Here is a 13,428-nt window from a genome sequence, read left to right as displayed (position 1 = left end):
GTTCTGGAGCAGGGCAGGAAGACTCAGGGAAACAGTGTCGAAAGCATGTGCTTTGGCACTGGCAGCCCATCAGATGCTTCGATGAAATGCAGACCCTTGGATGCGGGCTGTATGGACTGAAACGCGGAAGGAAAGCGCGGCAGCTGCACATGGTGCTTGCTCTTGCATTCCTCGCAGGCGTGGAACTGCGGCTGGAAGACTTTGTTTTTATGGCTTCCCACGGGACCGTTGGCATCCCAGACGGCCAGCGATGCCTCGGTGGAAACCGGCTTGCACAGGTTCTTCCAGTCCAGTGCCCCGTGCACGACCATGTAGAAGCCAATCAGGTTGGAAACCAGGTCTTCCTGGCTGAATCCACTGTCTGTGAGGAGCGACATGGATGCCTGCAGGCTCTCGAAGCCCATGGAAACCTCCATGAATATGGCCAGGGCCACGGAGCGCTTCGCTGAAAGAGACAGGCCTTTCTTGACGAGATAGAACTTGGCAAATTCCTGGGTCAGGCCAAAGCGCCCCATGGATTGCTTGTATTGAATCAGATGGCTGTCGGAGTGACCGGGAATCCCGATGCCACGCTCATGCAGTATGTCTTTCCAGAGATAGGCCGCACTGGCGTAGCGATTGCGATGGCTCTCGACCGATTGGAGGTGGCCCAGGTCAATCCATCCGCAGTTGCAGGTATAGATGAGTCTTCGGGGTATGTGGGATCTGCTGGACATGTTCAGTCGTAATGGGTGAGCGTGACCTTGCACAGGCCTGTTGCGATTGCCTGGGTGACCGCCAGTACGGCAACTTCGCCGGCCGATGACGCGTATTGCGCGTATTGGACAAGGCGCTCTCCCTCGGGGACAAGCGATGCGGCGGCATTATCGGCTTCGATGGATCTCTGGTGGAAATCCTTCTGGCGCAGGTAGCTGGTGAGGGCCGCAGTGGCCTCGGTGATGTCCTTGGCGCTGGTCTCGAAAGTCATCTCGGACTGCGGTGGCTTGTTGCCATCACCGACGGAGCCGAAGTAGGTGGGCTGCGCCATCGTCCCTGTCGCTGGCGCATTGCGTATCAGGGAAGAGATGCCTACGTAATATCTGAGCGATCCCCGCTCAGGCGAGTAGTCCTCCTGGGAGATGAGAAACCCATACACGGCCAACCAGGATGCGGATGCGGCAAAGACCAGGAGGACAAGGCCCAAGATTACGGATCTGAGTCGCATGGAAGAGATGGAACGGGTTCGGGGAGGTGGCAGCGGTCCAGATCCTAAATGAGCGGGCTGAAATCTTTATTTCAAAAGAGTAACTCTTTGAAATAGAGAATTTTCTGAATGCCCCATTTGATATTTGACGGATTTCTCTTTGCGAAAGAGCAGACCGCATTTGCCCCAGGAAAGCAAGCGGTCTGCCGGCGCAGGGAAACCATGCCCGGGGCAGGTTTCCTACTCGATGCCGATATCCAGCCGCGACACCAGTGCCCGGCCGTGTTCGTTCAGGCCCGTCACCTCGACCGTGCTGCCGTGCTTGCGCAGGCGCTGGCAGACCTTGTCCAGCGCATTGACGGCCGTGATGTCCCAGAAATGGGCGTTGGTCAGTTCGATGCGCACGGGCCGGCCTTCGATGTCCCGCACGTCGAAGGCATCGACCAGCAGGTCGGCCGAGGCAAAGAAGACCTGGCCCGAGACGCGGTAGGTCAGGCCTGCGCCGTCCTGCGTCTTCTCGACGGACAGCAGCCTTGAGACCTTGAAGGTGAAGAACACCCCGCTGAGCAGCACGCCGACGCCCACGCCGGCGGCCAGGTTGTCCGTGGCCACGGTGACCACCACGGTGGCCAGCATCACGGCGCTGGACAGCTTGGGGTGCCTGAGCAGGGCGCGGGCCGATCCCCAGTCCAGCGTGGAGGCCGACACCATCACCATGATGGCCACCAGCGCCGCCACCGGCACCTGCGACACCCAGGGCTTGAGCAGCACCATCAGAATCAGCAGGAAGGCGCCCGCGAACAGCGTGGACAGCCGGCCGCGGCCGCCGTAGCGCACATTGCCCACGGTCTGGCCGATCATGGCGCAGCCGGCAATGCCGCCGAACAGGCTGGCTGCGATGTTGGCCACGCCGATGCCGCTGCACTCGCGGTTCTTGGAGCTGGGCGTGTCCGTGAGTTCATCGACCACGCTGGCCGTCATCATGGACTCCAGCAATCCCACCATGGCGATCGCCAGCGCGGGCAGGGCGATCAGGCGCAGCGTCTCCAGCGACCACGGCACCTGCGGCAGCCCGAAGCTGGGCAGGCCGTCCGGCAGCAGGCCCAGGTCGGCGACCGTCTTCAGGGGCAGGTCCAGCCAATGCGCCGCCACCGTCAGCACCACGATGCAGACCAGGGGCGAGGGCACGGCCGTGGTCAGCCGGGGCAGGCCGTAGATGATCAGCAGGCCGGCGCCCACCATGGCCCAGGTGGCGGCATTGGCGCCGATCAAGTGCGGCATCTGGGCCGAGAAGATCAGGATGGCCAGCGCATTGACGAAGCCCGTGCGCACCGAGCCCGACACATAGCGCATCAGCACGCCCAGGCGCAGCAGGCCAAACAGGATCTGCACGGCCCCCGCAAGAATGCCGGCCGCAAAAAGATACTGCACGCCATGCGCATGCACTAGCGGAGCGGCCACCAGGGCGACCGAGCCCGCAGCCGCCGACACCATGGCCGGGCGCGCGCCCGTGAAGGCGATGACGATGCTGATGATGAAGGAGGCGAACAGCCCGACGGCAGGATCGACGCCAGCCACGAAGGAAAAGGCGATGACCTCGGGGATCAGCGCAAAGGTGGCCACGGCGCCGGCCATGAGCTCGCGCGGAATGCTGGGCGCCCACTCGGCGCGAAAGGGATGGGGGTGTTTCGACATGGAAATGGCCAGTCCCGCCGCGCTGGGTGTGGCAGGGCGGGGCAGGATTTTGTAGACGGGAATGAACATGCCGGGCGTCGGGCGATGCCCGAAACAACCTGGCGGCTTGTACGGTTCGACCGTGCTACGGCGGCGCCAGGCGGGTGCAGCCCGAGCGCCGGCTCTGCGAGCCGCGCGCGATGCGGGCCAGCGTGAAGCTGTGAAGGCGTGCGGCATCGCGGCTGCGCGCTTGGCGAGCCTCGGGTTGAGGGTGCCGGTGGACTGAAATCACGGGCGCGATTGTACGAGGGGGTGCTGCCTGCCGCGGGATGGGCCCCTGGCCGCAATCAGTCGTAGTGCGCCATGGTGGCGCGGTAGCGCACAGGGCCTTGCTCGGCCGACGAGGCCTGCACCACTTCCACGTAGACGACTTGGCCCGAAGACGCCGTGTACCTGGCATGGCGAACGCGCCGCCCCATGCCGTAGGAGGGGCCGGGCGTTTCGTCGTCCGCAGTCCGGGAATAGCCTTTGCCGAGCAGGTAGGCATCGAAGGCGTGCGTGGCGGGGCCAATGCTTGCGAACTCCACGTCATAGGACATCAGGTCGTGTGGCGGCTTGTTGCCGTCGCCCACGGTGCCGAAGTACTCCGCCTTGCCCAGCGCGCCCACCAGCGGCGCATGGCGCACCAGGGACGAGATGCCGATGTAGTAGGTGAAGCTGCCGGGCTCGGGCGTGTAGTCCTCTTGCGAGATCAGGCAGAGGGCTGCAGCCAGCCAGCCGAACACGGCCAGCGGCAGGCACAGGACAAGACTCCACAACAGGGTTCTGGCACGCGGCAGGGGCATGGGATTTGTCGTCGGGCGCCTGGAAAAACAAAACCCGCTTTCCGGGGAAAGCGGGTCTGGATGCTCAAGAACCTTGATGGTCCGAATCAGAACGGAATGTCGTCATCCATGTCGTCAAAGCCCGAGGCTGCGCGCTGCGGCGGGGGTGCCATGGGTGCGGGGGCGGGGCGCTGGGCAGGGGCCTGGCGCGGGGCGGGCGCTGCCATGGGGGCAGGGGCCGGGCGGCGCTGTTGCTGCTGGGGAGGGGCGTCGTAGCCGCTGTCGCCATAGCCTTCATCGCCATAGCCGCCGCCTTGCTGGCCACCGCCGCCGCCTTGGCGGCTGCCCAGCATCTGCATGGTGTCGGCGCGGATTTCGGTGGCGTAGCGTTCCTGGCCGGAGGCCTGGTCGGTCCACTTGCGCGTGCGCAGGCTGCCTTCGACATAGACTTGGCTGCCCTTGCGCAGGTACTGGCCCACGATTTCGGCCAGGCGGCCGTTGAAGACCACGCGGTGCCACTCGGTGGCTTCCTTGTTCTCGCCCGTGTTCTTGTCGCGCCAGCGGTCGGTGGTGGCGATGGTCACGTTGGCCACCTGGTCGCCACTCGGGAAGGTGCGCATTTCGGGGTCGCGCCCGAGGTTGCCGACGATGATGACCTTGTTGACGGATGCCATGAGTGAAATACCTTTACAGAGAGAAGTGGCCCGGGCATAGAAGGATGGATCCCGGGCCAGACGCGCCATTGTGCCGCAAGCCGTCCGCCGTTGGCAGGGGACGGATATGCCGGTGCAGCGGCTGGCTGCAGCAGTTTGTAACCGTCGGAAAACTACCGTTCAGCCGTGGCGGCCCACGGGGCGCAGCGGCCAGGTGACGACCAGCCACAGCACGGCCAGGACGCTCGTCAGGGTGAACAGGCCCGGCATGCCGGCCCATTTGGCGACGGCGCCGCCCAGGGCGCCGCCTGCGAACAGGCCCAGCGATTGCAGCGTGTTGTAGGCGCCCAGCGCCGCGCCGCGCAGCGGAGCCGGCGCCATGCGCGAGACCAGGCTGGGCTGGGTGGCCTCCAGCGCGTTGAAGCCGCAGAAGAACACGAACATCAGCACGGCCATGGCCCACAGCGGCGGCTGCGCGCCGCCGGCCGCCAGCAGGCCCAGGCCGATCTGCACGAGGGTGATCAGGGCGATGGCGCCCAGCAGGGCCGCGCGCAGGCGCCCGCGCCGCTCCATGGCGAACAGGCCGCCCATGGCGGCGAAGGACAGCACCACGGCCGGCAGGTAGACATGCCAGTGCGCCTGCTTGTCCAGGCCCGCCTGCACCAGCATGGCGGGCACGGCCACCCACATGGACATCTGCACGGTGTGCAGCACGAACACGCCCAGGTTCAGCCGCACCAGGTCGCCATGGCGCCACAGCTCGGCCATGCGGCCGCGCGGCTGGTCGGCGTGGCGCGCGGGCTCGGGCGGGACGACCCAGAGCACGACGGCAATGCCCGCCAGCGCCAGGGCGCAGGTCAGGCCGAAGATGCCAGGCAGCCCGCCCCAGGCCGCCAGCAGGGGGCTGAGCACCAGGGCCAGCGCGAACATGAGTCCGATGCTGCCGCCCACCATGGCCATGGCCTTGGTGCGCACGCTGTCGCGCGTGAGGTCGGCCAGCAGCGCGGTCACGGCGGCCGAGACGGCGCCCGCGCCCTGCAGGCCCCGGCCCCACATCAGGCCCAGCAGCGAGTCGGCCGTGGCCGCCAGCAGGCTGCCCGCGGCAAAGACCAGCAGCCCGGCGACGATGACGCGCTTGCGCCCGAACCGGTCCGAAGCCAGGCCCAGGGGCAGCTGGAACACGGCCTGGGTGAGCCCGTACAGGCCCATGGCCAGGCCGATCATGGCCGGATCATCCCCGCCCGGGTATTTGCGCGCCTCCAGCGCGAACACCGGCAGCACCAGGAACAGGCCCAGCATGCGCAGCGCAAAGATCAGCGCCAGGCTGGCGCTGGATCGGCGTTCCTGCGGGGTCATGCGGCCCGATGCGGCCGAGGAGGGGGCTGGCGCCTGGGCGCCGTGGACGGGTGTGGGGGAATCGAGCACGGGGTGCACTGTTGTGGGGGCAAGCAATCCGCCATTCTCGCCCATAGGCCGGCGCTGCGGGGTGGCTGGGTTATGCAAGGCAGTGCAAGACAGTTTTGTGAAGGGGCGCCGCGGCAGGCCCTGCCGCCCCGCAGACCGAGCCGCCATGCGGTGGCACGGGTTCTGACCTATCATGGCGGGTTCGCCTTCGCAGGGGTTTTCCCGATGCCTGGTTCCCACACGATTTCCGAAGACGGCGGCCTGGACCGGGCCGCCGACTCCCGCTCCCAGCCCGACGGCCGCTACCTCGGCCAGGCGCTGGCGCAGTCACGCATCGCCATCCGCGGTGCGCGCACGCACAACCTCAAGAACATCGACCTGGACATTCCGCGCAACCGGCTGGTGGTGATCACCGGGCTGTCGGGCTCGGGCAAGTCCAGCCTGGCCTTCGACACCCTGTACGCCGAGGGCCAGCGCCGCTATGTGGAGAGCCTGTCGGCCTATGCGCGCCAGTTCCTGGGGCGGCTGGACAAGCCCGATGTGGACCTGATCGAGGGCCTGTCGCCCGCCATCAGCATCGAGCAGAAGGCCACCAGCCACAACCCGCGCTCCACCGTGGGCACGGTGACCGAGATCAACGACTACCTGCGCCTGCTGTTCGCACGCGCCGGCACGCCCTACTGCCCCGACCACAACCTGCCGCTGCAGTCCCAGACCATCAGCCAGATGGTGGATGCGGCCCTGGCCCTGCCCGAGGACACGCGCCTCATGGTGCTGGGGCCGCTGGCGCGCAACAAGAAGGGCGAGTTCGCCGAGCTGTTCGCGCAGATGCAGGCCCAGGGCTATGTGCGCTTTCGCATCGACGGCAAGATCCACGAGTCCCATTCCCTGCCCGCGCTGGAGAAGAACGAGCGCCACGACATCGACGTGGTGATCGACCGCCTCAAGGTGCGTGCCGACGCCCAGCAGCGCCTGGCCGAGAGCTTCGAGGCCGCCCTGCGCGCGGGTGGCGCCGACGCCGGCGGCCGCGTGATCGCCCTGGAGATGGACAGCGGCAAGGAACACCTCTTCAGCGCCAAGTTCGCCTGCCCGCTGTGCAGCTATTCGCTGCCCGAGCTGGAGCCGCGCCTGTTCTCGTTCAACTCGCCCATGGGCGCCTGCCCGGGCTGCGACGGCCTGGGCTGCACGGAGTCCTTCGATCCCGAGCGCGTGGTGGCCTTTCCCACGCTGAGCCTGGCCAGCGGCGCCGTCAAGGGCTGGGACCGGCGCAACGGCTACTACTTCTCCATGCTGGAGAGCGTGGCGCGCCACTATGGCGCCGATGTGGAGCTGCCCTTCGAGGAGCTGCCCGAGAAGGTGCGCAACGTGATGCTGTGGGGCTCGGGCGAGGAGGAAATGCCCTTCACCTATGTCTTCGACAGCGGCGCGCGCAAGGGCGAGACCCTGGTCAAGAGCCATCCCTTCGAGGGCATCATCCCCAACATCACGCGGCGCTGGCGCGAGACCGAGTCCAGCGTGGTGCGCGACGACCTGGCGCGGCTGCGCAGCGTCGCCGTCTGCCCCGACTGCGGCGGCACGCGGCTGCGCCGCGAGGCGCGCTTCGTGCGCATCGGCGAGGGCGAGCAGGCCCGCGCCATCTACGAGGTGGGCCACGCCACGCTGGCCGAGGCCCATGCCTGGTGCGCGTCCCTGCAGCTGTCGGGCGCCAAGGCGGAGATCGCGGGCAAGGTGGTGCGCGAGATCGCCTCGCGCCTGCTGTTCCTCAACGACGTGGGCCTGAGCTACCTGAGCCTGGAGCGCGGGGCCGACACGCTGTCCGGCGGCGAGGCCCAGCGCATCCGCCTGGCCAGCCAGATCGGCAGCGGCCTGACGGGCGTGATGTATGTGCTGGACGAGCCCAGCATCGGACTGCACCAGCGCGACAACGACAAGCTCATCGGCACGCTGCAGCACCTGCGCGACATCGGCAACAGCGTCATCGTGGTCGAGCACGACGAGGACATGATGCGCGCGGCCGACCAGATCATCGACCTGGGGCCCGGCGCGGGCGTGCATGGCGGCCGCGTCATGGCCCAGGGCAGCTACGAAGAGGTGCGCGCCAACCCCGATTCGCCCACGGGCCGCTACCTGGCGGGCACCCAGCGCATCGAAGTGCCTGCGCGGCGCACGCCCTGGCAGCCCGTGGTCGAGGCGCCGGCCGAGGGCGAGGTCCGGTCTCCTGCCAAGGGCTTCCCCGCACGCACGGGCCAGCATCCGGCCGAGGCCGGTGCGGCTGCGCCGCAACTGCAGGCCCTGCGCGTGGTGGGTGCACGCGGCCACAACCTCAAGGGCGTGACGGCGGACTTTCCCGTGGGCCTGCTGACCTGCGTGACCGGCGTCTCGGGCTCGGGCAAGAGCACCCTGGTCAACGACACGCTCTATACCGAGGCGGCACGTCAGATCCACCGCGCCGGCGGCGAGGCTGCACCGCACGACGACATCATCGGCATGGGCCATTTCGACAAGGTCATCAATGTGGACCAGTCGCCCATAGGCCGTACGCCGCGCAGCAACCCGGCCACCTACACGGGCCTGTTCACGCCCATCCGCGACCTGATGGCCGAGACCAACACCGCCAAGGAGCGCGGCTACGGCCCCGGGCGCTTCTCGTTCAACGTGGCCGGCGGCCGCTGCGAGGCCTGCCAGGGCGACGGCGTGGTCAAGGTGGAGATGCACTTCCTGCCCGATGTCTATGTGCCCTGCGACATCTGCAACGGCCAGCGCTACAACCGCGAGACGCTGGAGGTGCAGTGGAAGGGCCGCAACATCTCCCAGATCCTGGAGATGACGGTGGAGGACGCCCATGCCTTCTTCAAGGACGTGCCCACCATCGCCCGCAAGCTGCAGACCCTGCTGGACGTGGGCCTGTCCTATATCCGACTGGGCCAGAGCGCGACCACGCTGTCGGGCGGCGAGGCGCAGCGCGTCAAGCTGGCCCAGGAGCTGTCCAAGCGCGACACGGGGCGCACGCTCTACATCCTGGACGAGCCCACGACGGGCCTGCACTTCGCCGACATCGCCCTGCTGCTCAAGGTGCTGCAGCAGCTGCGCGATGCGGGCAACACCATCGTGGTCATCGAACACAACCTGGACGTGATCAAGACGGCCGACTGGATCATCGACATGGGCCCCGAAGGCGGCTCGGGCGGCGGCCAGGTGGTGGCCACGGGCACGCCCGAGGACGTGGCGGCCAACCCGGCCAGCCATACGGGGCGCTACCTGCGGCCCTATCTGGAGGCAGCGTCGGTGTCGGCTCCTGCAGCGGCCAAGGCTGGTCGCCGGAAAGCACAGTGAGGCTGGCCATGGACAGCAGCATCCTTGATTTCGTGGTGGTGGGCGCGGGCATGGCCGGTGCCTCGGTGGCCTGGCAGCTGGCGCGCGATGGCGGCGCCTCGGTGCTGGTGCTGGAGCGCGAATCCCAGCCCGGCTACCACAGCACGGGCCGCTCGGCCGCGCTGTATGAGGAGCACTATGGCCCGCTGCAAGTCCAGGCGCTGACGCGCGCCAGCCGCGCCTTCTACGAGCAGCCGCCGCAGGGCTTTGTGCAGGCGCCCATCCTGGCGCCGCGCGGCGTGCTCTATGTGGGCACGGCCGCGCAGAAGGACCTGCTCGATGCCGCCCATGCCGAGGCGCTCCTGCACTCGCCCCAGGCGCGGCGCCTGGGCCCCGATGAACTCAAGGCCCTGGTGCCCTGCCTGAACACCACGCTGCTGGTCGATGGCTTTGCGGACGACGGCGCGCGCGACATCGACGTGCATGGCCTGCACCAGGGATTCCTGCGCGGCCTGCGCCAGTGCGGCGGCGAGCTGCGCTGCAGCGCCGAGGTCCGTGCGCTGGCGCATGCCGCAGGTGTCTGGACCGTGGACCTGGCCGACGGCAGCCAGGTGCGCGCGCGCTGCGTGGTCAACGCGGCCGGCGCCTGGGCCGATGCGCTGGGCGCACTGGCGGGCGCAGCGCCCATCGGCCTGGTGCCCAAGCGGCGCAGTGCCTTCACCTTTGCCGTGCCCGACGGCATGGACGCCGCGCACTGGCCCGCCGTGATCAGCGCCGACGAGGGCTTTTACTTCAAGCCCGATGCAGGCCAACTGCTGGGCTCGCCCGCCAACGCCGACCCCGTGGCGCCGCAGGACGTGGCGCCCGAGGAACTGGACGTGGCCACGGGCATCTGGCGCATCGAGGAAGTGACCACGCTGCAGATCCGCCGCCCCTCCCACACCTGGGCCGGGCTGCGCAGCTTTGTGGCCGACGGCGAGATGGCCGTGGGCTGGGATGCCTCGCCCGTGCCGCTGCCGGGCTTTTTCTGGGTGGCCGCCCAGGGCGGCTACGGCATACAGAGCGCCTTCGGCTACAGCCTGCTGGCGCGCAACCTGCTGCGTGGCGAGCCGCTGGATGCACGCCTGGCCGCGCAGGGCGTGCAGCCTGAACGGCTGTCGCCTGCGCGCTGCCAGCGCCCCTGAGGCTCAGAGCGGCGAGCGCCGCGCAAAGCGCACCACGGTCACGCCCGCGCGCGCCTGGCGCACCGAGGGCATGACCAGCACGCAGTCGCCATAGGGCGTGATCACCGGCTCGCCATCGTTGTCGCCGATCACCGTGCCGGCCTTCTCGAAGCGCTCCAGTCCCGTGAACGGCGCCGTGAAGCGAAAGCCGCTGCTCTTGGCCACCACGGGCGCCGTGACTTCCAGCGCCCACTGGGCCGGTGCGTCGGCCTGCTTCCAGTCGGGCAGGGCGGCGTGCAGCGCGCCGTTGTCGAAGATGGCGGCCACTTCGAGGAAACGCAGGCACTGGTCGTGCGCCACGTCGCGGCTGGCCAGATCGCCGTGGAAGCCGCATTCGATCAGCAGCGAGCGCGAGTCGCCGGCCTCGGCGTCGGGCAGGCCGAAGCGCCCGTAGTCGCGCAGCCGCGTGCCGTCCTTGTGACCGGCATCCACGACGATGTTCGCCGGCGCACCCATCTGGCGTGCCAGATCGCGGTTGCGCGGCTGCATGCCGGTCAGCAGCAGCGGGGCCGAGGGCTCGTGCATGGAATGCAGGTCCAGCAGCCAGTCGGCCTGCTGCACGAAGGGGCGCAGCGCGGCGGCGCGGCGGCGTTCGCGGGTGCTGCCCTCGTCGATGCGTGCGTCTATCCACTGGCGGTTCATGTCCTCGTCCACGAAGCGCGAGGCATCGTGGCTGGCCGCGTCGAAGCGGTCGAAGGCATCGAGGTTGGCCAGCACCAGGGTCAGGCGGCCGTTGTCCAGCGCCAGGCCGTTGTACAGGGCCTGAAGCAGCCCGGACACGGCCCAGGCGCCGCAGATCTCGTTGCCGTGCACCAGCGCGGAAATCATCACGTGGCGGCCCGGGCGTCCCGAGTCGAATTGCCACACGCCCTCGGTACCGGTATTGCCCGCGCGCCAGGCGCTCAGGTCGGGCAGGGGAAGGTCAAATCGCAAAGTTTCCATCACTCACTCCGTTGTCTACACGCGCACGGCTTTTGCAACTGGCGCAGCGCAAGCGAGGGCAGCCAAGCAAGGGCCGCCCCGCAGCAAGGGCTGCGTCCCCCCGCCCGTCGTGCGCAGCACGGCGAGAGTGGGGGGAAGCGGCGCAGCCGCTCAGGGGGGTCAGTTCTCAATATGGGCAAATTGGACGATTTTTGTGTACTTGGCGATCTCGGCGTTGATGTACTTACCGGCATCGGTCTTGGGATCGGCCACGACCGAGCCCGACTCTTCCATCTTCTTGCGGAACTCGGGCGAGGCCATGGTCTCGTCCAGCGCCTTCTTGACCTTGGCGGCCACGGGTGCGGGCAGGCCCTTGGGCGCCATCAGCGCGAACCAGACGTTGATGTCCACGTTCTTGTACTGGGGCAGCTCGGACAGGGCCGGGATGTCGGGCGTGATGGCCGAGCGCTTGGCCTCCGTCGTGCCCAGGGCGATGACCTTGCCCGCGCGGATCTGGGGCAGTCCCGAGGACAGCACGAACATGCCGAACTCGATGTTGTTGCCCACCAGGTCCGTGGTCAGGGGCGCCACGCCACGGTAGGGGATGTGGGTCATGTGCAGCTTGCCCTGCTCCTTGACCATCTCGCCGGCCAGGTGCAGTGCCGTGCCCACGCCCGAGCTGCCGTAGCTGAACTTGCCCGGGTTCTTGGCCACCAGGGCGCTGAACTCTGCGGCTGTCTTCACGCCGGCCTTCTGCGAGGCCACCAGCACCATGGGCTGGGAGCCGATCATGCCGATGGGCGTGAAGTCGCCGATGGAGTACTTGATGCTCTTGTTGATCAGCCGGGCGATGGCCAGCTCGTTGTTGGCACCCACGAACAGCGTGTAGCCGTCGGGCGTGGCCTTGACGGCCTTTTGCGCGCCGATGGCGCCGCCGGCTCCTCCCAGGTTCTCCACCACCACGGGCTGGCCCAGGCGCGAGGCCAGGCCATCGGCCACGAAGCGGCCCACCAGGTCGGTGCTGCCGCCGGCGGGGTAGCCCACGATCATGGTGATGGCGCGGTTGGGGTAGCTGGCGGCGTCGTCGGCCAAGGCGCTGCCGGTGGCGGCGATCAGCAGGCCGCAGGCCAGGGCGGTGCGGCGCAGGAGGGAGTTGCTGGGCATGGGGTTATTCCTGAAATGTATGAGATTGATTGTGCGAAGGACTACCCAGGCATTTGGTGCTGATTCGGCACGAGGCGGAGCCGTTGCAGCACCAAAACCCGCTTGTTCCACAGCGCGGTGCGGGTTTGCACCAGGAGGGCGCATGCATGCACCCGTCAGGCGCCCGTGATGTCGCTCCAGAACTGCTCGGCCGCGGGGCCCAGGTGGCGCTTTGGACGGTACAGGCGCACGTCGAAGTGCACTTCCAGGCCCGGGTCGCCGGCCACGGCCAGGCGGCCGGCTTGGCAGTCGCCGCGCACCATGGACCACGGCATCCAGGCCAGGCCCAGGCCGCGCAGCACGTATTCGTAGTGGGCGTCGGCCGAGTCGCAATCCACGCAGCGGCGCAGGCGCGGCGCCAGCGGATGCCGGGCCAGGTGGTCTTCCACCAGCCGGCCCAGGGCCATGCTGTGGGAGAAGGCGAGGTAGGGCACGGGAGCGACGGGCTGGTGGCTGGCCGACAGCTCGTACATCGGACGGCCCCGGGCATCGGCGCGGGCCACGGGCACCAGCCTGTCCTGCATCACCGTCAGGTAGCTGAACTGGCGGCCGTCCAGGCGCACGCCAATGGCGGCGTGGTGGTAGACCAGCGTGAAGCTGACTTCGCCGCGCTGCAGCATGGCCACGGTCTCGTCCAGCGTGCGTGTGACCACGCGCAGCTCGGCCGTCTGCAGCACGCTGCCGTGGCGCGTCAGCCAGTCGGCCACGATGGTGCGCGCCAGCGTGCGCCCCGTGGCCAGGGTGATCACGCGGGCCTGGCGCCCGGCCACGGCCTGCAGTTCGTCATGCGACTGGGCCAGCGTGCGCACCAGTTGCTCGGCCGTATCGCGGAAGGCTTCGCCGGCCGGCGTCAGCCGCACGGGGCCGCCGCCGGGCTCGACCAGGGGCGTGCCGGCCCAGGCCTCCAGCGCGCGGATGCGCCGCCCGAAGGCCGGATGGGTGACATGGCGCAGCTCGGCCGCGCGCGTGAAGCTGCGCTCCTGGGCCAGCAGCAGGAAGTCTTCCAGCCATTTGCCTTGCATGGCCGGGCT

The 13,428-nt window shown here is 68.3% G+C and carries 11 protein-coding genes; 2 read left to right on the top strand and 9 right to left on the bottom strand.

Annotated elements, in window-relative coordinates; translation table 11 throughout:
* Positions 1-23: 23 nt before the first annotated feature.
* The 6 genes from HFGMBDPB_RS08710 to HFGMBDPB_RS08685 form a co-directional block, all read right to left on the bottom strand.
* Positions 24-716, bottom strand: coding sequence for a hypothetical protein (locus tag HFGMBDPB_RS08710; protein WP_016449342.1), 693 nt, complete (start codon positions 714-716; stop codon positions 24-26).
* Between the two features lie 2 nt (positions 717-718).
* On the bottom strand, positions 719-1,027 hold the full coding sequence (locus HFGMBDPB_RS29680) for a hypothetical protein (RefSeq protein WP_249343359.1): 309 nt from the start codon (positions 1,025-1,027) through the stop codon (positions 719-721).
* A gap of 396 nt (positions 1,028-1,423) precedes the next feature.
* A complete protein-coding gene (locus tag HFGMBDPB_RS08700) occupies positions 1,424-2,878 on the bottom strand; it encodes a SulP family inorganic anion transporter (protein WP_249343358.1) in 1,455 nt (484 codons plus the stop codon).
* Between the two features lie 326 nt (positions 2,879-3,204).
* A complete protein-coding gene (locus HFGMBDPB_RS08695) occupies positions 3,205-3,702 on the bottom strand; it encodes a hypothetical protein (RefSeq protein WP_017406889.1) in 498 nt (165 codons plus the stop codon).
* An 86-nt stretch (positions 3,703-3,788) separates the two neighbouring features.
* On the bottom strand, positions 3,789-4,355 hold the full coding sequence (gene ssb, locus HFGMBDPB_RS08690; protein WP_016449346.1) for a single-stranded DNA-binding protein: 567 nt from the start codon (positions 4,353-4,355) through the stop codon (positions 3,789-3,791).
* Between the two features lie 159 nt (positions 4,356-4,514).
* Positions 4,515-5,690 carry an MFS transporter gene (locus HFGMBDPB_RS08685; protein ID WP_043796511.1) on the bottom strand — a complete coding sequence of 392 codons (1,176 nt, stop codon included), beginning with the start codon at positions 5,688-5,690 and terminating at the stop codon, positions 4,515-4,517.
* A gap of 273 nt (positions 5,691-5,963) precedes the next feature.
* Here HFGMBDPB_RS08685 and uvrA point away from each other — a divergent pair, with 273 nt between their 5' ends.
* Complete coding sequence (gene uvrA / locus HFGMBDPB_RS08680; protein ID WP_212645219.1) at positions 5,964-9,071, top strand: excinuclease ABC subunit UvrA; 3,108 nt, start codon at positions 5,964-5,966, stop codon at positions 9,069-9,071.
* Between the two features lie 8 nt (positions 9,072-9,079).
* Positions 9,080-10,234 carry an NAD(P)/FAD-dependent oxidoreductase gene (locus HFGMBDPB_RS08675; protein WP_017407709.1) on the top strand — a complete coding sequence of 385 codons (1,155 nt, stop codon included), beginning with the start codon at positions 9,080-9,082 and terminating at the stop codon, positions 10,232-10,234.
* Between the two features lie 3 nt (positions 10,235-10,237).
* Here the strand turns inward: HFGMBDPB_RS08675 and HFGMBDPB_RS08670 are convergent, their stop codons facing one another.
* The 3 genes from HFGMBDPB_RS08670 to HFGMBDPB_RS08660 form a co-directional block, all read right to left on the bottom strand.
* Positions 10,238-11,215, bottom strand: coding sequence for a M14 family metallopeptidase (locus HFGMBDPB_RS08670; protein WP_212645218.1), 978 nt, complete (start codon positions 11,213-11,215; stop codon positions 10,238-10,240).
* Between the two features lie 159 nt (positions 11,216-11,374).
* A complete protein-coding gene (locus HFGMBDPB_RS08665; protein WP_034366202.1) occupies positions 11,375-12,358 on the bottom strand; it encodes a Bug family tripartite tricarboxylate transporter substrate binding protein in 984 nt (327 codons plus the stop codon).
* A gap of 155 nt (positions 12,359-12,513) precedes the next feature.
* On the bottom strand, positions 12,514-13,419 hold the full coding sequence (locus HFGMBDPB_RS08660) for a LysR family transcriptional regulator (RefSeq protein WP_061288760.1): 906 nt from the start codon (positions 13,417-13,419) through the stop codon (positions 12,514-12,516).
* Positions 13,420-13,428 lie beyond the last annotated feature (9 nt).

It is taken from the genome of Delftia sp. PE138 (assembly GCF_018320755.1).
Taxonomy (GTDB): domain Bacteria; phylum Pseudomonadota; class Gammaproteobacteria; order Burkholderiales; family Burkholderiaceae_C; genus Comamonas; species Comamonas tsuruhatensis.
The sequence above is the reverse complement of the archived record's forward strand: the minus strand, read 5'-3'. Positions and strand labels throughout refer to the sequence as shown.